Consider the following 24,275-nt stretch of genomic DNA (forward strand, 5'->3'; position numbering starts at 1 on the left):
GCACGCCCTCACGCGTCCGTCACACGTCCGCGGCCGGCACGCGGTTCGGCGCCGGATCGTTCGGTGCCTTGAGTGCGCACGCGGTACCGCCCGGCGTGTACATCGACACGACGCAGCGGTTGCATGACGTGCAGCCCGACTGCTCGATCCGGCCGTCGCGCAGCCCGTTCACGAAACCCGGCTCGAACACGAGCGCGCGGGCGAGCGCCACCGCGTCGAATCCTTCTCGCATCGCCAGCGCGACGTTCTCGCGCGAGCGCACGCCGCCGAGATAGGCGAGCGGCATCCGGACGGCCGCTCGCACCTGCCGCGAATGCTCGAGGAAATACATCTCCCGGAACGCGCCCATCTTCGGCTCGGTGAGCTTCTGCAGCGCCATCGCGGCGCGCACGATCGCGTTGTCGGCGTTCGCGCGCGCCTCGCCGGGCAGCGGGCTGCCGAACAGCTGCCATACCGACTCGACGTTCATTCCGCCGCTCAGCACGAGCAGGTGCGCGCCCTCGGCCTCGAGCCGCCGCGCGATCTCGCATGCGTCGTCGGCGGTCCCGCCGCCGCGCACGCCTTCGGTCACGCCGATCTTGCAGACCACGGCGAGATCGCGGCCGACCGCATCGAGCACGCGGCGCAGCACCTCGACGGGGAACGTCGCGCGGCGTGCCGCATCGCCGCCGTACGCGTCGCGGCGATGGTTGTACAGCGGCGACAGGAACTGGCTCAGCAGATAGCCGTGCCCCATGTGGATCTCGACCGCATCGAAGCCCGCGTCGCGCGCATGGCGCGCCGCACGCGCGAATTCGTCGGCGATGACGATCATCTGGTCGCGCGTCATCGCCTGCTTCAGGAAGCGGCCGCTCATCACGCCGACCTTGTTGAACCCGCCCGACGCGCTCAACGGCCGTTTCGTCGACAGCGACGGCAGGAACGTGAAGCAGCCGCCGTGCGTGATCTGCGCGGACGCCGCCGCGCCGTGGCGATGCACCGCGTCGGTCAGCGCGCGGAATTGCCGGACCGTCGGCGCATCGAGCCGCGCCTGGTCGACGAACGTGCGGCCGTCGTCGCTGACCGCACAGTACGCGACGGTTGTCAGCGCGGCGCCGCCTGCGGCGATGCGTTCATGCAACCCGACGAGCGCACGCGACGGCACGCCGTTCGGCGTCATCCCTTCGTTGGTCGCGGATTTGATCAGGCGGTTGCGCAGCGTCAGCGGGCCGATCTGCAGCGGGCTGAACGCGGTGTCGAGGGCGGCGGTTTCCATGTCGGGCGGGCGTCGGAAATGAGTACGGCGACCATTGTGCGGAGTCGGCGCGGGGCCGCATCGTCCACGTGGATGACCCGCCGTCGACGGCGTGCCCGCGCCCGCACCGCCTACCCGGTCATGCCCAGCTTGCGCGCCTGGCGGCGCATCCCGTCGAAGATCGCGTCGGCCACGTCCGCCGGGAAATCCGCCGGAATGCGCGACGCGACGTCGGCGATCACCGGTTCGGTGCGTGCCGCCACATCGGCCATCGCCGCGCGCACGTCGTGTTCGGTCAGGCCGACACGCGCGCCTTGCGCGATCCAGTGACGCGGCTGGATGTCGCCGATCACGTAATGGCGATTCTTCCCGCACACGGCCATCGCGAGCCGGGCCCGCCGCGGCGGCAACTGGTTGCGGCGCGTGCCGATGATCGGATGCGCGGACAGCACGTCGTACAACGGCGTGCTGCGATACGTATTGCCCGGCAGGTGCGCGATGCTGAAATTCTTCGCGTGGCCGTCGATGGCCGCGAGCACCCAGAACACGAGTTGCGTGACGAAGAAGTTCTTCCGGTCCCGCGCGGCATCGGCGGAATTCGCGAGGATGCCCATGATCGCCGCGATGCCGGGCCCGCCGTCGGATTCGTATTTGGCGCCCGACGGCGTGCCGGTCGCCTGGCACATGTCCTCCTGCGGCAGCCGCAGGATCCACGTGCCGTCGCGGGACGGGCGGCGGTCGAAGCGCTCGACGATCAGCGCCTTCTGGTCGTCGAACCGGCCGATGTCGCACGCGGCGACGGGCAGGCCGTAGGCCGCGACGATCTTCGCGCACAGCCATTCGTTCTCGACCGAGGTGCGCATGTCGGCCTGCATGTTCCCTACGCGGCCCAGCGGCAGCTTGAAGATATGCGTGGTCGGCGTGCTGCCCGCCGGCAGCAGCCAGCGATTGCCGTCGTGCAGCAGCGCGGTCTTTTCCTGCGCGCCGGCGATCGACAGGCGCAGCTCGCCTTCGGGCTCCGCGTGGCCGGGCAGCGGCGCGGCGGTCGCGTGGCGCAGCACCTCGGCGACGGCCGCATCGTCGAGCGCGGAGCCGTCGATCGATTCGAGGTCGACCGGTGTTTCGTCCAGCGGCAACAACTGCAGCGCCCCGACGCAATCTCGGCCGATCGACGCCAGCAGTTCGAACGGCGCCGTCGACCCGAGCCGGTAGCGCTGCGCGATGCGGCGGCGGATCGGCTGGCTGTCCGGCAGCAGGTTGTCGAAGTAGTCGGCGACGATCGCGCCCTGGTGCGGCTGGTTGCCGGGCGTGAACGGCAATGACAGCGACAGCGGACGCCCTTGCGGATCGTCGACCCACGCCGGCAGGTAGACGAGGCGCTCGACGCCGCGCCGGACTTCCCAGTATCCGACCGGGATGCCGTTCATCCACAGGTCGAGGCGGTCGTGGCGAGGGCGGCGGGCCATCGTCACCAGTCCTCCCGCCCGGTGCCCCGAGGCTTGCCGGGCGTGGCCGCGGCAGGCCGTTTCCGCGCGGTGGCGGATGGGGCCTGCGCGGCGGCCGGCGGGCGGACCGGCAGATCGGACGAAGCGGACGAGCGTCCGCGCGCGGCCGGTGCGCGCTTGGGCGGCGGCGCGGTGTCGTCGGGCGCCGCTGCGTCGTCCGGTGTGCGCGGCTCGAGCGCCAGGCGAACGCCGAGCACGTTCAGCACCTTGAAAAGCCGTTCGATACTGACCGTGGACGGATTGGCTTCGAGCTGCGCGTACGACTGTTGCGTCACGCCGAGGCGGGCGGCGAGCTGCGCCTGCGTGAGCCCCGCCGACTTCCGGAAGCCGACGAGGATCGGGCGCAACTGGCTCAAGGTCTGGACTGGGAATGCCATGGGCTCTCCGCGAAATGACAGGCGATCGCTTGTAATCGAAAAATACAGTCTATGGTATGTATTGTCAAAATACAAACCCAAGGCTGTATTGAATAAAAACAAACGATAGCCTGTCAGGCGGACACCCGTGGGACGGGCAAGGGCGCGCGGCGCGCGCCCGTCAGCCCGGCATCACGCTGCTTTCATCGGGTTCGCATGGGCGGCGCGCGCGCTTTCCGGATCGTCGTCGCCGAGCGGGATGAACGCCATGATTTCCAGGTCGTGCCCCGACAGCGCCGGCAGCCGGAACGGGCTCGACAGCACGTTCAGCCGCCGCACGCCGAGGTCGCGCAGGATCTGCGATCCGATCCCCGTCACGCGACCGTCGCGGCGCGCATGGCCGGCGGGCGTTCGCATCGCGTCGCCGCGCATGTCGCAGTCGAGCAGCACCGCGACCCCGCAACCGGCTGCATCGATCCGCTGCAGCGCCGCGTGCAGCGGCCACGAATGCGCGGACGGCTCCGCGTCGAGCAGGTCGAGCAGCGAATGGCATTCGTGCACGCGCGTCAGCACGGGTGTCGACGGGTCGGGCTCGCCGCGCACCAGTGCGAGATGCGGTGCACCGTGCACGGTGTCGCGATACTCGATCGCGCGGAACCGGCCCCACGGCGTATGCAGCGGCCGTTCGCCGACGCGTTCGACCAGCGATTCGTGCTCGCGGCGGTAATGGATCAGGTCCGCGATCGTGCCGATCTTCAGGCCGTGATGCGCGGCGAACGTCTTCAGCTCGGGCAGTCGCGCCATCGTGCCGTCGTCGTTCATCACCTCGCAGATCACCGATGCGGGCGTGAGCCCGGCGAGCGCCGCGAGATCGCAGCCGGCCTCGGTGTGCCCCGCGCGCACCAGCACGCCGCCCGGGCGCGCGGCGATCGGAAACACGTGGCCGGGCTGCACGAGATCGTCGGGACGTGCGCCCGAGCGGACCGCCGCACGGATCGTCCGCGCGCGATCTGCCGCGGAAATGCCGGTCGTCACGCCTTCGGCCGCCTCGATGCTGACGGTGAACGCGGTGCCGAACGGTGTGCCGTTGCGATCGGCCATCGGCGGCAGACGCAGTTGCTCGCAGCGCTCGGCGGTCAGCGTCAGGCAGATCAGGCCGCGCCCGAAGCGCGCCATGAAGTTGATCGCTTCGGGCGTCACGTGATCGGCCGCGATCACGAGGTCGCCTTCGTTTTCGCGATCCTCTTCGTCGACGAGCAGGACCATCCGTCCCGCACGCAGCTCGGCGACGATTTCCCGCGTACTGGCGAGCGTCATCGTGCCTCCGTCGCGTCGAAGGCGCGGCGCAGCGCGTCGGCGCCGAAGGTCAGTACACGGTCGGCCGCGTCGACCGCCCCGAGCATGCTCGCGAAGCCGTGCAACTGGCCCGGCCAGCGCACGAGCGACACCGGCGTGCCGGCCTGCGCGAGACGCAGTGCGTACGCTTCGGCCTCGTCGCGCAACGGATCGAATTCCGCGCTGACGACGGTGGCCGGCGCCGCGCCCGACAGGTCCGCCACGGCGAGCGGGCTCGCGAGCGGCGATGTGCGGTCGGCGCCGTCGTCGAAATACTGGCGCTTGAACCAGCGCATCGCGTCCGCCGTCAGGAAATAACCTTCGCCGAGCGATTCGTACGACGGATGCTCGGTCGCGCAATCGACGACCGGATACAGCAGCAACTGGTGCGCGATCGCGATGCCCGACCCGCGCAGCTGCAGCGCGGCGACCGCGGCGAGGTTGCCGCCCGCGCTGTCGCCCGCCACGGCGATCGCTCCGGCGCGCACGTCGAGATCGCGCGCACTGGCGGCAGCCCAGCGCACGGCATCGCAGGCGTCCTGCGCGGCCGCCGGGAAGCGCGCTTCGGGCGCAAGCCGGTAATCGACCGACAGCACGAGCGTGCGCGCCCGTCCGGCGAGGCTGCGGCACAGATTCGCGTGCGAATCGATGCCGCATGCGACGAAGCCGCCGCCGTGGAAAAACACGGTCAGCGGCAATGGCCCGTCGGCGTGGGGCCGATACAGTCGTGCGGACAACTGACGGCCCGGTGCCGGGATCTGCCAGTCCTCTTCGGCGGCAATCGCGTCGCCGGGCGCGAACGCGCTGCCTCCGGCGAGGCTCGCGCGGTACGCGGGCACGGTCAGTTGATCGAAATCGATCGCGGGCGCTTGGGCGAGCGCGGCGAGCAGCGCCTGCGCCTGAGGGTCGAGCGGCATTGGAACTCCTGTCTGAATCGGATGCGGTCTGAATCAGGTAAACCCGCGTCGCGGTTTTCCCTGAGCCCGCGCCGGACGCTTGCCGGCACGGCCTGACGGGCATTCCAGCGCAGCGGGCAGGGCGCCACATCATCCGATCGGACGATGGTTCGCGCGTCCGGATGGCCAAAGCTCACCATTCAGTGAATGTCCCGATGACGCCGGAATTAAGACGCGTCTTAATCATGGCGGCGCGGATGAATCGCACCGAACACAGGTTGCATGGAGGATGGAGCGTGCTGATGGAGACGAGATGGGCCCCGCAAGAGAGCCAGTCAACGAGCGAGGAGGCCGACATCGGCGTCGCTGATTTCAGCGAGCTGATGGCGCGCATCTATCAGGGGCCGATGGAAACGCCGCCATGGGCGGGCGCGCTCGAGATGGTTCGCCGGCTGCTGCAGGCCAACTACGTGACGCTGATCCTGCGCGCGGCCGCGAGCGACCGTCGCGCGCCGCTGTCCGTGCATGCATCGGAATTCGGTCCGGTCGTGCCGGGCGACGGCGAGGCGTCGTACAACAACTACTACTATTCGCTCGACCCGTTCGTCGGCCTGCCGGCCGATCGCGTGGTCACGGTCGACGACGTGTTCGGCGACACGGGCTGGCTGTCGAGCGAACTGTACAAGCAGTTCCTGAAGCCGCAGGACGTGCGCTACATCCTGGGCGCGGACCTGCGCACGCCGTCGGGCGTCGAGTGCCGGTTCCGCGTGTGCCGCAACCATGCGTCGAAGCAGTTCTCCGCGCGCGACAAGGCGATCTGCGCGCTGCTGCTGCCGCACCTGAAGCGCGCGGTCGAGCTGCATTCGCGGCTCGACACGGCCGAGGTCGAGCGGTCGATCTACGCGAACGCGATCAACCGGATGCAGATCGGCACGATCACGCTCGACGAGAACGGCACGATCATCGACATGAACGGTGTCGCCGACGAGATCCTGAAACAGAACAACGGTCTGACGATTGCGCGCGGCACGATCGAGGCGACCGATGCGCAGGAGAACCGCACGCTCAAGCGGCTGATCCGCCACGCGGTGATGGGGCACCACGGCACGGCCGCGGCGATCGTCGAGGCGATGCCGATCACGCGCGGTTTCGACAAGCCGCGCCTCGGGCTGCTGGTGCGCACCGTGCTGCTGTCCGACTGGTCGGAGGACAACAAGCGCCGGCCGGCCGTCACGCTGTTCCTGCGCGACCCCGACCGCAAACCGCAGGGCGCGCAGGAAATCATCCGCAAGCTGTTCGACCTGACGCCCGCCGAGACGTCGCTCGCGCTGCTGCTGACGAACGGGCTGACGCTGGAGGAGGCGGCGGAGGAATCGGGGATCAGCAAGAACACGGCACGCACGCACCTGCGCGCGATCTTCTCGAAGACCGGCGTGACGCGCCAGGCGACGCTCGTGCGGATCCTGCTCGGGAGCGTGGTGCCGCTGGGTTGATCGGGGCGGCGCGTCGTACGTTGCCGCATCGATATCGCGCGCGTTCGTCTGCCGATACATCGGCGGCGGTCGACGTGTGCGTTGCGGCGATCGCGGCACCATGAACCGGAGGCTCGCGCGGTGCGAGCCTCGTTTGTTTGGGGCGCGGCCGATGGCGGGTATCGGGCGTCCGGCCCGACCGGGCGCTCGTCGCCTCGTCAGTTATTTCAACAGCGCGAGCAGCTCATCCAGCGATTGGCGGCATGCCGCGGCATCGGGCTTGTCGGCGCGCAGCGCGGCCAGCGCACGGTCGATCGCCTTGTCGATCACATGCCAGTCGGCGGCCGAGCGCGGCTTCAGCGACGGCTCCGCATCGTCCCATTTCGTCTCGAGATCCTTGATGCGCGTTTTCGCGCCGGCGAGATTGCCTGCTTCGACGAGTTTCCGGGTGTCCGTCACGATGCCGCGGAACGCCGACAGGTCGCCCAGCTTCGCGGCGGTTGCCGCGTAGACGGGCGCGACGAGGAGGGTAGAAACGGGGCCTGCGGCGAGTGCCGCGACGAGGGCGGCGAGCATCAGTTTTCGATTACGCATTTCATTTCCTTTGGAGAGTCGGACGGGGGCGTGCAACACGGCAACGCGACGGTCATCGCGTGCTCGCCATCCGGTTGGCGAGCGTCGTGCATGCGACCAGCAGCACGATCGACGTCAGGAACACCGCGCTCGTCGTCGCGGCGCCCAGCCCGATGCCGCCGTATTCGCGGGCCTGGGACAGGAAATCGCCGAGCGACGCGCCGAGCGGGCGCGTGAGGATGTAGGCGAGCCAGAACGCGAGCACGCGATTGGCGCCCAGTCGCATCGAGACGGCCACCAGCGCGATCGCCGCGCCGAACGACACGATGCCGAGCCGGAACCCGAGACCGAGCGCTTCGGTCGCCAGATCGCCGGCGGCCGTGCCGAGCGCGAACGTCAGCAGGATCGCGGCCCAGTAGAACGCTTCGCGACGCGTCGTGACGATGGTCTCGATCGACAACGTCCGCTCGCTCCGGTACCAGGCCGCGAACAAGGCGGCAAGCGCGACGGCGAAGCAGGCGGTGCTCGCGTACAGGCTGACGCCGAGCCCGTCGGTCAGCGCATCGGTGATCTGCGTGCCGACGATGCTGACCAGCACCACGTTGAGCCAGTAAAGACACGGCACGCAGGTTTTTGCGCGGAACTGCAGCACGAGCGCGCCGACGAGCAGCGCGGCCATCAACGCGTCGGTGACCGGCACGCCGAGGCCGGCGCGGACGGCGAGATAGTCGGCGCCGGTTTCACCGACGGTCGTCGACAGGATCTTGATGATCCAGAACACGGCGGTGACGGCGGGCACCTTGTTCAGCAGGGACATCGATACGGCGGGCGGGCGCGGATTCACGGATCGCTCCTTGATGAGGCGCCGTCATCCGGGGCGGCGCGGGTCGGAGCCCTCGGTCGAGGACTGGGCGCCACTATGCGGGCTGGATTCTTAACGGATGCTTATCGTGTGGGGCGATTTGACGGCTACGGGATGGCGAATGCTGACCGGGAGGGGCGCTTTCGGGATTTGTGCCGCAGCCGGAACGATGAGACGCAAGACGCCGGCGGGACAGCGAGGCTGCGAGCCACATTCGGAAATAACGAGGCCCGCCCGAAGAATCTCGACATTATAGAAATAATGTCAAATCACAAAAGTTTAACGATTGGATATTTGCCGGTTTACGTTATATTATTTACGAAATTTCCGACGCAAACCGCCATGTCCGACCTCGTAGCCGACGAATCCCGCCTGATCGCCGAAATCGACCGCCTGAAGGCCGATTTCCCGAAAACTCGCGAGCTGTATCGCGAGGTCTGCGCATTGATGTTCTTCCGTTTCGGCATCACGCCCACCGCGAACCGCCTGTACCAGCTCGTGCGCAAGGGCAGCATGAGCACGCCGACGGCGGTGCTCGGCGAGTTCTGGGCCGAGTTGCGGGAGAAGAGCCGGGTGCGCATCGAGCATCCGGACTTGCCGGCCGATCTGCAGGCGGCGGCGGGCGAACTCGTCGCCGCGTTGTGGAGCCGCTCGAGCACCGATGCCGCCGCGGCACTCGATGCCCTGCGTGCCGAAGTCGAAGCCGAGCGGGCGGCGGCGAAAGCGGAGGTCGCCGCATTGCAGGCCGACCTGTCCCGCACCGAAACCGCGCTGGAGCATCGCACGAGCGCGCTGCTGGCCGCCCAGGTGCGCATCCAGGAGCTGGAGCAGGCGAGGGCGGCCGACGCAGCATCGCGACGCGCGCTGCAAGCGGATATCGAGCGGCTGAAGTCCGACAACGCGGATGCCGATCGTGCGCTGGCGCAGGCGCGCGCCGATTTCACGTTGCAGCTCGACCGGTTGCGCGACGACGCGGGCCGCGCCGAGGAACGCTTGCGTGCCGCGGAGAAACGGGCGCTTCATGAGATCGATCGCGAGCGGCTCGCGGCGGCACGATTGCAAAAGGAACTCGATGCAACCGCATCGCGCACGGAACAACGCGATGCGCAACACCGGAAGGACATCGCCGACCTGCAGGCGCAACTCGGCGATGCGCTGCATCGATGCGGCGTGCTTCAGGGGCAGCTCGACGGCGCGCAGGCGACCGATGCGGCGCGGAGCAAGGAACTCGACGCGTTGCGGCGCGAGATGACGGTACTCGCCCGCCGGGCGCCGCTGCGCGGCGTCAAGACGGCACCGGCCGCGCAGCGGGAAGAGCGGCAGGCCCGCACGAGAAGGCGCGCCGACGAAGCGCCGCGCTGACGATGAAACCGCCGGCGTGCGCCGACCGATAGCGCCGCACACCCCAATGCGCGCCCGCCCGCTTCAACTCAACTCGTCACATACCGCGACGGCAGCGGCGGCGCATCCGCCGGAATCGTCACGAGCGACGTATTCAGCCAGCCCTGCGGCGTGCCGTTCGACTGCGCATAGGCGCCGACGTACGGCATCATCCGCGTCGTCTGGTAGATCTGCGGCGTCCAGCCGGCCGGCGCGAGGAAGATCGACGTCGCGCGCTTCTCGCTGTACGCGGATGCGCCGTACGTCGAGATGTTCCACAGCGTCTGCTGATACGTCGCGTAGTCGGCGTTGTGACGCGAGCCGCCGGCCTGCCATCCTTCGAGCTGGATGAACGTGTTGTACGTGCCGGCGCCCGCGAGCAGGTTGTTCACCGTGCGCCCGTACAGGAACGACAGGATCAGCCCGCAGTTCGCCGGCGCGAAATCGCTACTGACGCTCAGGTAGTAGCGGCCCGTCGTGTTCAGAACCGACGCGTAATGCGAGTTGCCGATATCCGTCGACGTGGTCAGCCCACTCGCGCCCATGAAGCTGTCGAACGCCTGCATCGTGACGCCCGCCGGCAGGTCGCTCGCGGCGCTGATGGCGACGAGGTGCGAACCGGCCGCCAGCAGCGTCAGGAACGCGGACAACGTAGCCGCAACCCAGTTGCCTTGCGCGTCGACGAACGGAAACGCGCGATAGCCCGTCAGCGCGAAGACCGCCGGGTCCGTACCGGCCTGCCACGCGATCTGCGGCACCCACATCGTCAGCGGGCCGGCGTTCGATGCGCTCGACACGTATTGCTTCAGCGCATCGATCAGCTGCGCATCGGCGCCGGGCAGCACGGTGTACGACGCACCGTTCTGCCAGCGCTGCACCCATTGCGCGACGAAGCCCGCGAGCTGGCCGCCGGTGAAATCGGCGGGCGGCACATAGCCGAGCGACCCGGTGCCCTGGTACGCGGACTGGATGGCCGCGGCCGTGCGCACGTTGCCGCCGAACATGCTGTTCGCGAAATCCTGGCAGTTGTTGGCCGGCGGCGTCGCGAGCTGCGCGAGCGGGACGACCCATGCGCCGTTCGCGGTCGCGACACCGCGATACAGGTTGAGATTCGCGACCGAGTCGTGGCCGGGAAACGTCGCGGCGTCGGCGCCCGCCACATAGCCGGCCGACGGCGTGACGCTGACGGTGGTCGGCTGCGAGCCGAACGGATGCGTGTAGGCGATCGCGAACGATGCGTCGCCGCCGGCGAGGCTGAACGATCCCGTGCAATCGCCCCAGCTGTTCGATGCGCTGACGGCCGTCGATTGCCCGGTTGCCACCAGCGCTTGGGATGCCTGCGGCGTCGAGCCGCTCTGGCTCGCTGCATCGCCGAACGCGAGCGATGCCGACGGGATCGCATTGGTGACGTTGATCGTGATCGAGCGATCCGCGACGCCGTAGCTGCGCGCGGACGGTTGCGCGGCGCCGGTCGCGGCAAACGACGACGCGGATGTCGTATTGCCGTCGCCGCCGCAAGCGGCCAGCGTGCCGACGAGCGGCGACAGGGTCAGCGCGGCGCCGCGCTGGATGAAGCGCCGGCGGTTCGGTGCGGGCGGGCGAGCGGGTTTCGATGCGGTCATGGAGCGTTCCTGGTCACGGGGTCGAGAGGAGGCAACGACGGTCCGGCGCATTGCACACGTGTGCAATGCCGGCTGCTCGTTCGCGACCGCCGGCACATGCGCCGCGCGTATTTAAACGGGTGATCGATGAAACGCCTGCGACGAAACCGAGTCGCTCGTGTGACGCCGGGCGCGCGGGGGTGCGGGGGTGCGGGGGAATGCGGGCCGGGCATTGGGCGCGCGGCGGGGATCGGGTAAAGTGCCGCTCAACATGCCGGTTCGACGTTACTAGACGACCGGTCTAATCGTTGCTACCATACGCCATCATGAATGCATCTTCAGGCGCGGAAGTCCGCCAGCACATCCTGAATATCGCGAAGCCGATCATGCTCCACAAGGGGTTTTCGGCGGTCGGTCTGAACGAGATTCTCGCCGCTGCGGGCATCCCGAAGGGCTCGTTCTACCATTACTTCGGCTCGAAAGAGGCATTCGGCGAAGCGCTGCTCGAATCGTATTTCGAAGGCTATCTCGCGCATCTCGACAACCTGCTCAAGCATCAGGCCGGCACCGGCGCCGAGCGCCTGATGACGTACTGGGGCAACTGGCTGCACACGCAATGCGCGGACGATCCGGAAGGCAAGTGCCTCGCGGTGAAGCTCGGCGCGGAAGTCTCCGACCTGTCGGAAGCGATGCGCGCGGTGCTTCGACGCGGCACGAGCCAGATCATCGAGCGGCTCGCGGGCGGCATCGAGGCCGGGTTGGCCGACGGCTCGCTGCGCGCGGTCGACGATCCGCCGCACACGGCCGCGATCCTGTACGAGTTGTGGCTGGGCGCGACGCTGCTGGAAAAGATTCACCGCAACCGCCAGCCGCTCGAAAGAGCAATGGCCGAAACGCGGCGCATGCTGAACCTGCCGCCGGACGCGCAGGGCGGTGCGCAGCCGTAAGCCGGGCGCGCTTCGGCGCGCCTTGATTTTGTCCTGATTCTAGACGACTGGTCTACTCAAGCACGCATGACGAACGTTTCGCTCCGCGTTACGCTGTCCCGATTGTTCCAACCGCACGTGTGCGACCGCGATGGCCCGAACGCCGGCGCGGCCGCGGGCGTGCCTCTTCTGCTGGTCCATCCCTGATCCGCCCGTGCCTGCGAAGCACGTTTCTGCACGTTTATTTCCGTTGACGGAGGCTCACATGCCGCAAAGCAAGACCGCAAACCGCCAGATCATCCTGACTTCGCGCCCGGTCGGCGCACCGACGCCGGGCAACTTCCGCGCGGAAACCGGTGACGTGCCGACGCCCGGCGCCGGCCAGGTGCTGCTGCGCACGGTCTGGCTGTCGCTCGACCCGTACATGCGCGGCCGGATGAGCGATGCGCCGTCCTATGCGCCGCCGGCCGAACTCGGCCAGCCGATGGTCGGCGGCACGGTCAGCCGCGTCGTGGCGTCGAACCTGCCGGCATTCCGCGCAGGCGATCTCGTCGTCGCGGGCGCCGGCTGGCAGGACTATGCGCTGTCCGACGGCCGTGACCTGATTCCGCTCGGCCGCGACTTCGCGCATCCGTCCTACGCGCTCGGGGTGCTCGGCATGCCGGGCTTCACCGCGTACACGGGGCTACTGAAAATCGGCGAGCCGAAGGCCGGCGAAACCGTGGTCGTCGCGGCGGCGAGCGGCGCGGTCGGCGCGGTGGTCGGCCAGATCGCGAAGCTGAAGGGCTGCCGTGTGGTCGGCATCGCAGGCGGCGCCGACAAGTGCGCGTACGTGACCGACTCGCTCGGCTTCGACGCATGCGTCGACCATCGCGATCCGGCATTCGCCACGAAGCTGAAGGAAGCGTGCCCGAACGGCATCGACGTCTATTTCGAGAACGTCGGCGGCGCCGTGTTCGACGCGGTGTGGCCGTTGCTCAACGAGCAGGCGCGCGTGCCCGTCTGCGGCGTCATCGCGCATTACAACGACACCGAACTGCCGGCCGGCCCCGACCGCGTGCCGCTGCTGATGTCGACCATCCTGCGCAAGCGCATCCGCGTGCAGGGCTTCATCATCCTCGACCACTACGCCACCGGCTATGCACCGTTCCTGAAGGACATGAGCGAGTGGGTCGCGCAGGGCAAGGTGAAGACGCTCGAGGATGTCGTCCCCGAGCTCGCCGATGCACCGAATGCACTGATCGGCTTGCTCGCCGGCAAGAATTTCGGCAAGGTCGTCGTGCGCGTGGGCCCGGACGAACTGGCCTGATGCCGCGACAAGGCACCTCATGGTCGTTGCACGCCGGCGTCGCGCGACGCCGGCTTGTGGCATGCTCGATTCCATTTCGAAAGGAGTGACAAGATGGCGCTTCACGTAATTGCTTCCCTGTTCCTGAAACCCGAACATGCGCAGGCCGCCGAGGCCGAGCTGCGCAGCATGGTCGCGAAGACGCGCACCGAACCGGGCAACCGGCGCTACGACCTGTTCCGCGAACAGGACGGCTCGCCGAACCTGCACCTGTACGAGATCTATGACGACCAGGCCGCGTTCGACGCGCACCTCGCGAGCCCGTATTTCGGCGAATTCCGTACGAAGTCGGCCGACTGGTTCACGGCGCCGCCCGTCATCAAGGTGCTGTCGGGCATCGACGTGGCCGAGTAACACCCGCTTCACCGCCGCGGCTCGTCCCCACCCGGGCCGCGCGGCATTGGTCACGCACGACGCAACGGACATGACGACAACACGGCGCAGCGCATCGCTCGCGCCGCTTCCCCAATACACCGGCCCCGGAGGCTGAATGGTCACCCTCAACATCAACGGCGAGAACCGCACGGTCGACGCGCCCGACGACATGCCCTTGCTCTGGGTGCTGCGCGACGTCGTCGGCCTCACCGGCACCAAGTTCGGCTGCGGGATCGCGCAATGCGGCGCGTGCACCGTGCATCTCGACGGCGTCGCCGCGCGCTCGTGCGTGTTGCCGGTCGCGGCCGTCGCGGGCCGCAGGATCACGACGATCGAAGCCGTCGGCGCGACGCCGGCCGGCCACAAGGTCCAGCAGGCGTGGCGCGAGCTCGACGTCGTCCAGTGCGGCTACTGCCAGTCGGGGCAAGTGATGGCCGCCACCGCGCTGATCGCGTCGAACCCGAACCCGAGCGACGCCGACATCGACGCGGCAATGGCCGGCAACATCTGCCGCTGCGGCACGTACCACCGGATTCGCGCGGCCGTCAAGCAAGCCGTGAAGGGAGCATGACATGTCACGCGGACTGATCGAAGCAGGTCGGGCCGGCGCGGGCGTGTCGCGCCGGTCGTTTCTGAAATTCGGCATGTCGCTCGGCGCGGCGGCCGGCGGCGGCTTGCTGCTCGGCTTCAGCCTGCCGGCGGCGGGCGAAGACGCGCGGCGCTCGGTGATCGGCGGCGATGCGGCCGAACCCGCGCGGCCGGGCGTGTTCGCGCCGAACGCGTTCGTGCAGATCGACCGCGCCGGCAAGGTCACGCTGGTGATGCCGAAGGTCGAGATGGGGCAGGGTGTCTATACGTCGCTGCCGATGCTGATCGCCGAGGAACTCGAAGTGCCGCTGTCGAGCGTGACGCTCGATCATGCGCCGCCGAACGAGAAGCTGTTCCTCGATCCGCTGCTCGGCGGCCAGTTGACCGGCGGCTCGACGTCGGTGCGCTATGCGTGGGAACCGATGCGCCGTGCGGGCGCCACGGCGCGCACGCTGCTGGTCGCGGCGGCCGCGAAGCAATGGAACGTCGATCCGGCCAGTTGCCGCGCGGCGAACGGCGAAGTGCGGCATCCGCCGAGCGGCCGGCGCGCGTCGTACGGCCAGCTGGCCGACGCCGCGGCGAAGCTGCCGGTGCCGAAGGACGTCGCGCTGAAGAAGCCGGAAGATTTCAAGCTGATCGGCACGCCCGCGAAGCGCCTCGATTCGCCGGAGAAGGTCGACGGCACCGCGCAGTTCGGGCTCGACGTGCGCGTGCCCGGCATGCTGTACGCGGTGATCGTGAACAGCCCGGTGTTCGGCGGCACGGTCGCGAGCATCGATGACACGGCGGCGAAGAAGCTTCCCGGCGTGCGCCAGGTGGTGCGCGTCGACAATGCGGTCGCGGTGGTCGGCGATCACACGTGGGCCGCGAAACGCGGCGCATCGGCGCTCGTCGTGAAGTGGAACGAAGGCGCGGGCGCAAAGGTGTCGACGAAGGATCTTTTCGCGGATCTCGCGCAGGCGGCGGCGAACGGCAAGGGCGCGGTCGCGCGCAAGGAAGGCGACGTCGGCAAGGCCTTCGCGAATGCGAAGACGCGCGTCGACGCCGTCTACGAACAGCCGTTGCTCGCGCACGCGACGATGGAACCCGTGAACTGCACGGTGCACGTGCGTAGCGACGGCTGCGAGATCTGGGTCGGCACGCAGGTGCCGACGCGGGCGCGCGATACCGTGCAGCAGCTGACGAGCTTTCCGCCGGACAAGATCGTCGTGCACAACCATCTGCTCGGTGGCGGCTTCGGCCGGCGGCTCGAAACCGACATGATCGGCCAGGCCGTGAAGGTCGCCAAGCAGGTCAACGCGCCGGTGAAGGTGATCTGGACGCGCGAGGAAGACGTTCAGCACGACATGTACCGGCCGTGCTACTACGACCGGATTTCGGCCGGCCTCGACGCGAACGGCAAGCCGGTCGCGTGGCAGCACCGGATCGTCGGCTCGTCGATCATTGCGCGCTTCGCGCCGCCCGCGTTCCAGAACGGTGTCGATCCCGATGCGGTGGAGGTCGCGGCCGAGCTGCCTTACGACCTGCCGAACCAGCTCGTCGACTACGTGCGCCAGGAGCCGCGCCACGTGCCGACCGCGTTCTGGCGCGGCGTCGGCCCGACGCGCGGCACGTTCGTCGTCGAGAGCTTCATCGACGAACTGGCCGCGCAGGCCAAGACCGACCCCGTGCAGTACCGCCGCGCGCTGCTCGACAAGACGCCGCGTGCGCGCAACGTGCTCGACGTCGCGGCGAAGGCGGCCGGGTGGGGCACGCCGCTGCCGAAGGGGCAAGGGCGCGGTGTATCGGTGATGCACGCATTCGGCAGCTTCTTCTCGATCGTCATCGACGTCGCGGTGGAAGAGGGCGAAGTGCAGGTCAAGCGTGCCGTGTGCGCGGTCGACTGCGGGATGTTCGTGAATCCGAACACGATCGAGGCGCAGGTGCAGGGCGGCATCATCTTCGGGATCACGGGCGCGCTGTATGGCGAGATCACGATCGAGGACGGCCGCGTGACGCAAAGCAACTTCACCGACTACCGGATGATGCGGATCAACGAGACGCCGCCGATCGAGGTTCATCTCGTGAAGAGCAGCGAGGCGCCGGGCGGAATCGGCGAGCCGGGCACGGCGGCGACCGCGGCGGCGCTGTCGAACGCGATCTTCGCGGCGACCGGCACGCGGCTGCGCAAGCTGCCGGTCGGCAACCAGCTGAAGACGGCTTGAGGGGGAACGAACCATGCGAAACCTCACACCGAATCGTCTGAAACGCCAGAATCGCGCCGCTTACACGCTCCGCGCCTCGCTGCTCGCGCTGTCCGCGCTGTCCGTGCTGATGGCCGGCACGGCCGCCCATGCCGCGCAGACGGCGCCGGCCGACAGCGCGCTGGTCGCACGCGGCGCCTATCTGGCGAAGGCGGGCGACTGCGTGGCCTGCCACACCGCGCCGCGCGGCACGCCGTTCGCGGGCGGCCTGAAGATGGTCACGCCGATGGGCGCGATCTACACGACCAACATCACGCCCGATCCGGAGACGGGCATCGGCGGCTATACCGAAGCCGAGTTCGCCGGCGCGCTGCGCAAGGGCGTCGCGAAGGACGGTCACAACCTGTATCCGGCGATGCCGTATCCGTCATACACCAAGCTGCGCGACGACGACGTGAAGGCGCTGTACGCGTACTTCATGCACGGCGTCGAGCCGGTGAAGCAGGCGAACCGTGCGTCCGACATTCCGTGGCCGCTCAACATGCGCTGGCCGCTGGCGCTGTGGAACGCGGTGTTCCTCGATACGACACCGTATACCGACAAGCCGTCGCAGGACGCGATGTGGAACCGCGGCGCGTATCTCGTGCAGGGGCTCGGGCATTGCGGGTCGTGCCATACGCCGCGCGGTGTCGGCTTCCAGGAGAAGGCGCTGGACGAAGGCGGTTCGGCGTTCCTGTCGGGCGCACCGATCGACGGCTGGTTCGCGTCGAACCTGACCGGCGAGCACAATACGGGGCTCGGCCGCTGGAGCGACGCGGATGTCGCGCAGTTCCTGAAGACCGGCGCGAACCGGCATGCGACCGCGTTCGGCTCGATGGTCAGCGTGATCAACCACAGCACGCAGGCGCTGACCGACGACGATCTGGCGGCGATGTCCCGCTACCTGAAATCGCTGCCGGCGGCGGGCGGCACGGGCGCGCCGCCTTACCGCTATGATCCGAAGGCGACGCAGGTCGTGCTGGGCCGGCCGGCGAACGATCCGGGCGCAAAGGTGTATAACGCTTACTGCCTGCATTGCCATGGCGTGGACGGCCGCGGCTACGCGCCGCTGCTCGCGCCGCTCGCCGGCAACCCGAACGTGCTCGAGGCCGATGCATCGTCGCTGATCAACGTGACGTTGAACGGCAGCGAATCGCTCGTGATCGGCGGCGTGCCGTCCGCGTACCCGATGCCGGCGTTCGCGAACCAGTTGAACGACCGGCAGATCGCCGACGTGCTGACGTTCATGCGCGCGGGCTGGAACAACGGCGCGCCGGCCGTGCAGGCGGCGGACGTCGCGAAACTCCGCAAGGCGACGGCGGCCGCGCGCTGAGCGCGGCCGACCGTGGCGGATGACGACGGGCATGCGTGCCGCGTGCCTGTCGTCGACGGTTGCCGGGTGCAGGGCGCCCGGCAACACGGCTCTTTCTGTCAACCGGCGTGCGGCCGTTCGCGGCAGCGCGCGTTTTATCGACGCAAAACTGGGGTGTCTGGATGGCTAACGTGACTTATACGGATACGCAACTGCTGATCGACGGCGAGTGGGTCGACGCCGCAAGCGGCAAGACGATCGACGTCGTGAACCCGGCGACGGGCAAGGCGATCGGCAAGGTGGCCCACGCGGGCATCGCCGATCTCGATCGCGCGCTGGCCGCGGCGCAGCGCGGCTTCGAAGCATGGCGCAAGGTGCCCGCGCACGAGCGCGCGGCGACGATGCGCAAGGCGGCCGCACTGGTGCGCGAGCGTGCCGACACGATCGCGCAGCTGATGACGCAGGAGCAGGGCAAGCCGCTGACGGAAGCGCGTGTCGAAGTGCTGTCGGCAGCCGACATCATCGAATGGTTCGCGGACGAAGGCCGCCGCGTGTACGGCCGGATCGTGCCGCCGCGCAATCTCGGCGCGCAGCAGACCGTCGTGAAGGAGCCGGTCGGTCCGGTCGCGGCGTTCACGCCGTGGAATTTCCCGGTCAACCAGGTCGTGCGCAAGCTCAGCGCCGCACTCGCGACCGGCTGCTCGTTCCTCGTGAAGGCGCCGGAGGAAACCCCCGCGTCGCCGGCCGCGCTGCTGCGCGCGTTCGTCGATGCAGGCGTGCCGGCCGGTGTGGTCGGTCTCGTGTACGGCGATCCGGCGGAAATCTCGTCGTACCTGATTCCGCACCCGGTGATCCGCAAGGTGACGTTCACCGGCTCGACGCCGGTCGGCAAGCAGCTCGCGGCACTCGCGGGCCAGCACATGAAGCGCGCGACGATGGAGCTGGGCGGCCACGCGCCGGTGATCGTCGCCGAGGACGCGGACGTCGCGCTGGCGGTGAAGGCCGCCGGTGGCGCGAAGTTCCGCAACGCCGGCCAGGTGTGCATTTCGCCGACGCGTTTCCTCGTGCACAACAGCATCCGCGACGAATTCACGCGCGCGCTGGTCGCGCATGCGCAGGGGCTGAAGATCGGCAACGGCCTCGAGGAAGGCACGACGCTCGGCGCGCTGGCGAACCCGCGCCGGCTGACCGCGATGGCGTCGGTCGTCGAGAACGCGCGCAAGGTCGGCGCGAGCATCGAGACCGGCGGCGAACGGATCGGCTCGGAAGGCAACTTCTTCGCGCCGACCGTGATCGCGAACGTGCCGCTCGAAGCGGACGTGTTCAACAACGAGCCGTTCGGCCCGGTCGCGGCGATCCGCGGTTTCGACAAGCTCGAGGACGCGATCGCCGAAGCCAATCGTCTGCCGTTCGGGCTGGCCGGCTACGCGTTCACGCGTTCGTTCGCGAACGTGCACCTGCTGACGCAGCGCCTCGAAGTCGGGATGCTGTGGATCAACCAGCCGGCCACGCCGTGGCCGGAAATGCCGTTCGGCGGCGTGAAGGATTCGGGCTACGGCTCGGAAGGCGGGCCGGAAGCGCTGGAGCCGTATCTCGTCACGAAGTCGGTGACGGTGATGGCGGTCTGACGATCGTTCGATCGCGTGCGTGCTGCCTCGAGTGCGGCGCGCACGGTGCGGTGCTGCAGGCCGGGCGTTCTTGCCCGGCCTTGTTTTTTTCTTCGTTCGGTAGCGGATGGCCGCGTATGCAGCGTGCGCTGTCATGGCGCTTCGTCGCGGATTCCGGACAAGTGCGAAACAAGGTCGAACGCCGCACGATCCGGTGATGCCCGCGTCGATCGCATCGGCAACGACCGGGAATGACGGTCGTTCCACGCGAGTATGGGACACGCTGCGCCCGCCGCTCAGCCGCTCAACGCCGGCTGCTGCCGCGATAGCTCTCCACCTCCGCGTCGTACGCCGCAAGAAACGCCTTGCCGAACACCGACGCGAAATCATCCTCGATCGCGAACACCGTGTCGCGATGGGTCGCCGCGTAGCGATCCCACATCCTCGCCTTGTACAGCGCGGGCACGCGCTTCTCGTACCAGCGCATCGCGTCGTCGCGCTCGCGCAGCCGTTGCGGCGAAAAGCGCGTCAGCAGGTCCATCAGCGCGGCACGCATGCCGGCGACCATGCCGATCTGGTGCGCGTGCAGATCCTGGAACGCGTCGCTGACCGCGCTCTGCGGCGACATGAAGCCCGGCAGCGGCAGCCCGAACATCTGGCGCAGCACGGCACCGCCGTCCGGCAGCAGCTTCAGCGGATTGTTCTCGCGATCGAGCAGCATCGTCATGTGCGCCTTCACCTCCCGCTTCAGGATGCTGCGCGACGACAGCAGCTCGACCGTGCCGTTCGCGAACAGCGCCAGCAACTGTCCCGCGATGTACAACTGTTCGGCCGACCACTGATGCGATTCGGCGGCGGCGTCGAGTCCCGCGCCTTCGAAGAACGCATCGAGCAGTTCATCGGGCGTCGGCACGCGGTTCGTCGGCGGCGCAGGCTCGTCGGCCTGCCGTGGCTCGGTGTGCGCCGCCGCAGGTTGCACGCGCACGTGCTGCGTCCACTCGGGTGCGTGGTCGGCCTGGGTCGCGGACGACGCGCCGCGATCCGCATTGCCGCGTTCGGTCGGCGATGCCGAACCCGATCCGCCGATACCGGGCGATGACTGCGCGAACAGGTCGAGCGGATCGATCGACAGCTGATTCAGGTCGCGCTGCGATGGCGCCGATGGCACCGATGATGCGGTGCGACTTGCCGGCTGCGCCGTATCCTTGCGGGCCGCGCCGGAGTTCGTGCCGGCATCCGTCGCCTTGCCGCGCGGGACGAGGCGATCCTGCAGCAGGCCCCACAACCGGTTGCCGGCGCCTTTCGTCTCGCCATGTGCACGAGCCGCAGTCGCCGGCGCGCCTCGCGGGGCAGCGCTTGTGTTGGGAGCGGAGGGCATGTCGACGACTGGCGCCTCATGTCCGTCGTCGCGTTCGGCACGCAGGACGTAGGGCCCGATGCGAATGATGTCGCCGGTATTGAGCGGGCGCGCCTGCGCATAACCGACCGGCTCGCGATTCACCTCGATCGTCGACACGCTGCTCAGGTTCTTCAGCAGGCACGCATCGTCGCCGACCTGCAGCAGGGCCTGCAGCCGGGAAATTTGCCGGGTGTCGTCGCGCAGCACGAGATGATTGTCGGTCGCCCGGCCGATGGTGCCACCGGGCGGGTGGAACACGACGGTGTCGTAGGAATCGCTTTCGACCGGCTCGCCGGCATGTTCGATCACGGTCAGTTGCATGTCATACGTCGCTCGGTGATGAAGCGCTCGCGGGGGAAACCGGTTCGGTCAGGATGACGACGCATGTCTGCGGCGCGCGAATTCGAATGCGGGCCCCCAGATCGGATGTCCCTTCTCGGCGGGAGACAAGTCGAAGCGCGGGTTGAGGTCGAGAAGCTTCGAGAACTCGGCGCGGCATTGCGCGATGCGGTTCGTCACGCAATAGCTGAACGCGAGCAGCTTGTGCGCGGCGACCTGCGTGTCGGCATCGGCCCCGTCGATCTCCTTCGCTCGGCTCAGGATCGCGATCGTGCGTCCGTAGTCACCGGCGCCATAGGCCGCGCGCGCGCTGTCGACCGCGGCGCGCGCCGCCGACTGCGTGGGGGAGGTGCTGCACCCGCCGATTCCCAGCAACAAGGCGCCGAGAACAATCACGATCGATGAGCGGCCTTTCATCCTGAAATGAAATATTTGCGTAATTGGAAGGTGGCGCACAAGCGCTGTTGGATTCTAGTGCCAATCATGCCGGTTGATGTCGTCGTTACGTTTTGTTTCATTTTGAAAATTCGAGTTCGAGTTACCGCTCAAATCGATTCCGGTTTTTCGACTTGTTAATCCATAAAATCGATTCTATAGTTCGCTGTGCTTTTGGGATTCGTCAGTTGTTTGCCAGACGCCCGTCAATGGTCGAGAAAACGGGCCGTCCGTTCGGGCAATGCAAACAGCCCGGCACGACCCACGGGGCGTGATCACCCACCGCCGATGGCCGTCAGGCTTGGGTTCTGCGTCCATACAGCAAGCGTCCATGCAATAGAACCGGGCCGCCGCGGCGAACCGGTCGGAATAACACGTCTTCTCAAAATGACCGAAATCAATTCAATCCACCGCCATCTCTCCAATTTCGATCCCGGTCCGCAATTGGCGATTTGACCCGGCTTTTCGCGAGAATAAATTGCCGCATGAAATTTGAATGGAAGGATATGCAAGAAACATAATTACCGGTCAATTAATTGTCCCCTTTTAATCCGGATCTCCGATTTCGAAAATCGAAATCGACGGGGGAATTATTGCGCTGCGAGGGTCGAATATGCGATGGCGGTCGAGCGGGTTCATCGTATTGGGATGTGCATTGCTGTTGCCCGGATGCGGCGCCACCGAGCGTGCCGCCGCGGTGCCGTATGCGATCACGGTCGACGTCGCGCCCGACGTCAATCCTGACCTCAACCGCAAGCCGTCGCCGATCGTGTTGAAGGTGTTCCAGCTGCGCGCGGCGTCGGCGTTCGATGGCGCCGACTTCTTCTCGCTCCAGGACAAGCCCGGGGACATCCTCGGCGCGGACCTGTTCGGCACCGACCGCGTGATCCTGCGGCCGGGCGAGTCGCGCACGCTGCACTACCGCGGCAATGTCGAGGCCGGCGCGATCGGCGTGATCGCCGAGTACCGGATGCTCGACAAGAACCGCTGGCGCCTGACGGTGCCGCTGCCGCGCGCCAGGCAGCTCAACGTCTACAAGTTCTGGCAGACGTCGCCCGGCGAGCTGAAGCTGTCGATCGCGGTCCGGAACGGCGGCCTGGCGTTGAACGACACGCGGGGGCGCCCATGACGGAACCGACGATGTCCGCCACGCCAGTCGCCGCACTGCGCCGGCGGGTGGTGTGGACCGAAGGGATGTTCCTGCGTCCGCAGCATTTTCAGCAGCTCGAACGGCACTGGGAACGCTACGTCGCGCTGCGCTGCCTGCCGCTGCAGGGGTTCTACTGGGGCTTCGACACGCTCGAGATCGACCGCGAGCAGCTCGCGCTCGGCAAGGTCGCGCTCCGTGCGGCGGCTGGCGTGATGCGCGACGGCACGCCGTTCGACCTGTCGCATCCCGATGATCTGCCCGAACCGCTCGACGTGCCGGCCGATGCGAAGGACCAGCTCGTCGTGCTCGCGCTGCCGCTGTGGCGCGGCGGCGGCGAGGAGGTGTCGTTCGGTGTCGGCACGGGCGGCAGCGGCAACGCGGACGTCGCACGCTACGTCGTGCGGGAATACGAAGTGGCCGATGCGAACGCGGTCGCGCTCGGCCCGGCGCTGCTGCAGACGGGGCGCCTGAACGTCCGGTTGATGCTCGACACCGAGCTGACCGGCGACTGGCATGCGCTCGGCGTCGTGCGGATCGTCGAGCGGCGCACCGACGCGCGGCTGCTGGTCGACGACGGCTATATTCCGCCGCGCCTGGTCGCGCAGCGCGATGCGGTGTTGCTCGCGTACACGCGCGAACTGCACGGACTGCTCACGCAGCGCAGCGACGCGCTGGCCGAGCGCCTGTCGGAACCGGGGCGCGGCGGCGTGTCGGAAGTCGCGGACTTCCTGCTGCTGCAACTCGTGAACCGCTATCTGGCGCTGACCTGGCACGCGCAGCAGGACGTCGCGACGCATCCGGAGGCGCTGTTCCGCGACTGGCTGAAGCTCGCGTGCGACCTCAGCACGTTCACGGCGGCCGGCCGGCGCCCGCAGTCGCTTGCGATCTACGTGCACGACGACCTGCGCACGAGCTTTGCCGAACTGATGACGGAGCTGCGCCGGTCGCTGTCGACGGTGCTGGAGCAAAACGCGATCCAGATCGAGTTGCGCGACGCGGGCAACGGCATCCGGGTCGCGACGCTCGCCGATCCCGCGCTGCGCGACACGGCCGGTTTCGTGCTCGCGGTGCGCGCGGACCTGCCGGCCGATAGCCTGCGCGCGCGGTTTCCCGCGCAGGCGAAACTCGGTCCGGTCGAGCGGATCCGCGACCTGGTGCAGTTGCAGCTGCCGGGCATCACGATGCGCCAGCTGCCGGTTGCGCCGCGGCAGATCCCGTATCACGCGGGGCACACGTACTTCGAGATCGACAAGGGCAGCGACCTGTGGAAGCAGCTGGCGCGCTCCGGCGGTCTCGCATTTCATTTCGCCGGCGAATTCCCGGGACTCTCGATGGAGTTCTGGGCGATACGCGGGTGAGG

At 68.1% G+C, this 24,275-nt stretch carries 21 protein-coding genes; 11 read left to right on the forward strand and 10 right to left on the reverse strand.

Annotated features, from left to right (window positions below; genetic code table 11):
• Nucleotides 1–19 precede the first annotated feature (19 nt).
• The 5 genes from U5771_RS14645 to U5771_RS14665 all read right to left on the reverse strand — a co-directional run bounded on the left by U5771_RS14645 (nt 20) and on the right by U5771_RS14665 (nt 5,347).
• Nucleotides 20–1,255: an NADH:flavin oxidoreductase gene (locus U5771_RS14645; protein ID WP_322024643.1), complete on the reverse strand. Its 1,236-nt coding sequence runs from the start codon at nt 1,253–1,255 to the stop codon at nt 20–22.
• A gap of 110 nt (nt 1,256–1,365) precedes the next feature.
• A complete protein-coding gene (locus U5771_RS14650) occupies nt 1,366–2,700 on the reverse strand; it encodes a type II toxin-antitoxin system HipA family toxin (protein WP_322024644.1) in 1,335 nt (444 codons plus the stop codon).
• A gap of 2 nt (nt 2,701–2,702) precedes the next feature.
• Nucleotides 2,703–3,116: a helix-turn-helix transcriptional regulator gene (locus U5771_RS14655; protein WP_322024645.1), complete on the reverse strand. Its 414-nt coding sequence runs from the start codon at nt 3,114–3,116 to the stop codon at nt 2,703–2,705.
• A gap of 171 nt (nt 3,117–3,287) precedes the next feature.
• On the reverse strand, nt 3,288–4,412 hold the full coding sequence (gene ribBA / locus U5771_RS14660; RefSeq protein ID WP_322024646.1) for a bifunctional 3,4-dihydroxy-2-butanone-4-phosphate synthase/GTP cyclohydrolase II: 1,125 nt from the start codon (nt 4,410–4,412) through the stop codon (nt 3,288–3,290).
• Nucleotides 4,409–5,347, reverse strand: a complete 939-nt coding sequence (locus U5771_RS14665; protein ID WP_322024647.1) for an alpha/beta hydrolase — start codon at nt 5,345–5,347, stop codon at nt 4,409–4,411. Before U5771_RS14665 ends, ribBA begins: the two co-directional genes overlap by 4 nt.
• A 281-nt stretch (nt 5,348–5,628) precedes the next feature.
• Between U5771_RS14665 and U5771_RS14670 the strand changes: the two genes are divergently transcribed.
• Nucleotides 5,629–6,819: a helix-turn-helix transcriptional regulator gene (locus U5771_RS14670; RefSeq protein ID WP_124660230.1), complete on the forward strand. Its 1,191-nt coding sequence runs from the start codon at nt 5,629–5,631 to the stop codon at nt 6,817–6,819.
• A gap of 201 nt (nt 6,820–7,020) precedes the next feature.
• Here the strand turns inward: U5771_RS14670 and U5771_RS14675 are convergent, their stop codons facing one another.
• A complete protein-coding gene (locus U5771_RS14675; RefSeq protein WP_322024648.1) occupies nt 7,021–7,392 on the reverse strand; it encodes a histidine kinase in 372 nt (123 codons plus the stop codon).
• Nucleotides 7,393–7,444: 52 nt separating this feature from the next.
• Nucleotides 7,445–8,182: a hypothetical protein gene (locus U5771_RS14680; RefSeq protein WP_322024665.1), complete on the reverse strand. Its 738-nt coding sequence runs from the start codon at nt 8,180–8,182 to the stop codon at nt 7,445–7,447.
• A 393-nt stretch (nt 8,183–8,575) separates the two neighbouring features.
• On the opposite strand from U5771_RS14680, the gene U5771_RS14685 reads away from it, so the two are divergent.
• Entirely contained in the window at nt 8,576–9,595 is a 1,020-nt protein-coding gene (locus U5771_RS14685; protein ID WP_322024666.1) for a DNA-binding protein, read from the forward strand.
• Between the two features lie 68 nt (nt 9,596–9,663).
• Here U5771_RS14685 and U5771_RS14690 read toward each other — a convergent pair whose 3' ends face one another.
• The gene (locus U5771_RS14690) at nt 9,664–11,235 is read right to left on the reverse strand and encodes a hypothetical protein (RefSeq protein WP_322024649.1); all 1,572 of its coding nucleotides are present in this window, start codon (nt 11,233–11,235) and stop codon (nt 9,664–9,666) included.
• A gap of 305 nt (nt 11,236–11,540) precedes the next feature.
• Between U5771_RS14690 and U5771_RS14695 the strand changes: the two genes are divergently transcribed.
• From U5771_RS14695 to U5771_RS14725, 7 genes are all read left to right on the forward strand, one after another.
• On the forward strand, nt 11,541–12,161 hold the full coding sequence (locus U5771_RS14695) for a TetR/AcrR family transcriptional regulator (RefSeq protein WP_322024650.1): 621 nt from the start codon (nt 11,541–11,543) through the stop codon (nt 12,159–12,161).
• A gap of 244 nt (nt 12,162–12,405) precedes the next feature.
• Nucleotides 12,406–13,449, forward strand: a complete 1,044-nt coding sequence (locus tag U5771_RS14700) for an NADP-dependent oxidoreductase (protein ID WP_322024651.1) — start codon at nt 12,406–12,408, stop codon at nt 13,447–13,449.
• 93 nt (nt 13,450–13,542) lie between these two features.
• Nucleotides 13,543–13,842, forward strand: a complete 300-nt coding sequence (locus U5771_RS14705) for a putative quinol monooxygenase (RefSeq protein ID WP_006482784.1) — start codon at nt 13,543–13,545, stop codon at nt 13,840–13,842.
• Nucleotides 13,843–13,978: 136 nt separating this feature from the next.
• On the forward strand, nt 13,979–14,434 hold the full coding sequence (locus U5771_RS14710; RefSeq protein ID WP_322024652.1) for a (2Fe-2S)-binding protein: 456 nt from the start codon (nt 13,979–13,981) through the stop codon (nt 14,432–14,434).
• A 1-nt stretch (nt 14,435) separates the two neighbouring features.
• Nucleotides 14,436–16,655, forward strand: coding sequence for a xanthine dehydrogenase family protein molybdopterin-binding subunit (locus U5771_RS14715; RefSeq protein ID WP_322024653.1), 2,220 nt, complete (start codon nt 14,436–14,438; stop codon nt 16,653–16,655).
• A gap of 13 nt (nt 16,656–16,668) precedes the next feature.
• Nucleotides 16,669–18,006, forward strand: a complete 1,338-nt coding sequence (locus tag U5771_RS14720) for a cytochrome c (protein WP_322024654.1) — start codon at nt 16,669–16,671, stop codon at nt 18,004–18,006.
• Nucleotides 18,007–18,167: 161 nt separating this feature from the next.
• On the forward strand, nt 18,168–19,613 hold the full coding sequence (locus U5771_RS14725) for an NAD-dependent succinate-semialdehyde dehydrogenase (RefSeq protein WP_322024655.1): 1,446 nt from the start codon (nt 18,168–18,170) through the stop codon (nt 19,611–19,613).
• Nucleotides 19,614–19,896: 283 nt separating this feature from the next.
• Here the strand turns inward: U5771_RS14725 and tagH are convergent, their stop codons facing one another.
• Both tagH and U5771_RS14735 read right to left on the reverse strand, forming a co-directional pair.
• Nucleotides 19,897–21,312 carry a type VI secretion system-associated FHA domain protein TagH gene (tagH, locus tag U5771_RS14730; protein WP_322024656.1) on the reverse strand — a complete coding sequence of 472 codons (1,416 nt, stop codon included), beginning with the start codon at nt 21,310–21,312 and terminating at the stop codon, nt 19,897–19,899.
• A 48-nt stretch (nt 21,313–21,360) separates the two neighbouring features.
• Nucleotides 21,361–21,747 carry a TssQ family T6SS-associated lipoprotein gene (locus U5771_RS14735; protein ID WP_322024667.1) on the reverse strand — a complete coding sequence of 129 codons (387 nt, stop codon included), beginning with the start codon at nt 21,745–21,747 and terminating at the stop codon, nt 21,361–21,363.
• Nucleotides 21,748–22,378: 631 nt separating this feature from the next.
• Between U5771_RS14735 and tssJ the strand changes: the two genes are divergently transcribed.
• Nucleotides 22,379–22,894 (forward strand): type VI secretion system lipoprotein TssJ, encoded by a 516-nt coding sequence (gene tssJ, locus U5771_RS14740; RefSeq protein WP_322024657.1) that lies wholly within the window; start codon nt 22,379–22,381, stop codon nt 22,892–22,894.
• Nucleotides 22,891–24,273, forward strand: coding sequence for a type VI secretion system baseplate subunit TssK (gene tssK / locus U5771_RS14745; protein WP_322024658.1), 1,383 nt, complete (start codon nt 22,891–22,893; stop codon nt 24,271–24,273). Before tssJ ends, tssK begins: the two co-directional genes overlap by 4 nt.
• Nucleotides 24,274–24,275 lie beyond the last annotated feature (2 nt).

Source organism: Burkholderia sp. BCC1977, assembly GCF_905339595.1.
GTDB lineage: Bacteria > Pseudomonadota > Gammaproteobacteria > Burkholderiales > Burkholderiaceae > Burkholderia.

Bases quoted from the DNA above. Each gene is read 5' to 3' on its own strand.
- U5771_RS14675 (WP_322024648.1), bottom strand. From the start codon at position 7,392: ATGCGTAATCGAAAACTGATGCTCGCCGCCCTCGTCGCGGCACTCGCC.
- U5771_RS14645 (WP_322024643.1), bottom strand. From the start codon at position 1,255: ATGGAAACCGCCGCCCTCGACACCGCGTTCAGCCCGCTGCAGATCGGC.
- U5771_RS14665 (WP_322024647.1), bottom strand. From the start codon at position 5,347: ATGCCGCTCGACCCTCAGGCGCAGGCGCTGCTCGCCGCGCTCGCCCAA.
- U5771_RS14670 (WP_124660230.1), top strand. From the start codon at position 5,629: ATGGAGACGAGATGGGCCCCGCAAGAGAGCCAGTCAACGAGCGAGGAG.
- ribBA (WP_322024646.1), bottom strand. From the start codon at position 4,412: ATGACGCTCGCCAGTACGCGGGAAATCGTCGCCGAGCTGCGTGCGGGA.
- U5771_RS14725 (WP_322024655.1), top strand. From the start codon at position 18,168: ATGGCTAACGTGACTTATACGGATACGCAACTGCTGATCGACGGCGAG.
- U5771_RS14720 (WP_322024654.1), top strand. From the start codon at position 16,669: ATGCGAAACCTCACACCGAATCGTCTGAAACGCCAGAATCGCGCCGCT.
- U5771_RS14655 (WP_322024645.1), bottom strand. From the start codon at position 3,116: ATGGCATTCCCAGTCCAGACCTTGAGCCAGTTGCGCCCGATCCTCGTC.
- tssJ (WP_322024657.1), top strand. From the start codon at position 22,379: ATGCGATGGCGGTCGAGCGGGTTCATCGTATTGGGATGTGCATTGCTG.
- U5771_RS14705 (WP_006482784.1), top strand. From the start codon at position 13,543: ATGGCGCTTCACGTAATTGCTTCCCTGTTCCTGAAACCCGAACATGCG.
- tssK (WP_322024658.1), top strand. From the start codon at position 22,891: ATGACGGAACCGACGATGTCCGCCACGCCAGTCGCCGCACTGCGCCGG.
- U5771_RS14690 (WP_322024649.1), bottom strand. From the start codon at position 11,235: ATGACCGCATCGAAACCCGCTCGCCCGCCCGCACCGAACCGCCGGCGC.
- tagH (WP_322024656.1), bottom strand. From the start codon at position 21,312: ATGCAACTGACCGTGATCGAACATGCCGGCGAGCCGGTCGAAAGCGAT.
- U5771_RS14710 (WP_322024652.1), top strand. From the start codon at position 13,979: ATGGTCACCCTCAACATCAACGGCGAGAACCGCACGGTCGACGCGCCC.
- U5771_RS14735 (WP_322024667.1), bottom strand. From the start codon at position 21,747: ATGAAAGGCCGCTCATCGATCGTGATTGTTCTCGGCGCCTTGTTGCTG.
- U5771_RS14715 (WP_322024653.1), top strand. From the start codon at position 14,436: ATGTCACGCGGACTGATCGAAGCAGGTCGGGCCGGCGCGGGCGTGTCG.
- U5771_RS14695 (WP_322024650.1), top strand. From the start codon at position 11,541: ATGAATGCATCTTCAGGCGCGGAAGTCCGCCAGCACATCCTGAATATC.
- U5771_RS14700 (WP_322024651.1), top strand. From the start codon at position 12,406: ATGCCGCAAAGCAAGACCGCAAACCGCCAGATCATCCTGACTTCGCGC.
- U5771_RS14685 (WP_322024666.1), top strand. From the start codon at position 8,576: ATGTCCGACCTCGTAGCCGACGAATCCCGCCTGATCGCCGAAATCGAC.
- U5771_RS14650 (WP_322024644.1), bottom strand. From the start codon at position 2,700: ATGGCCCGCCGCCCTCGCCACGACCGCCTCGACCTGTGGATGAACGGC.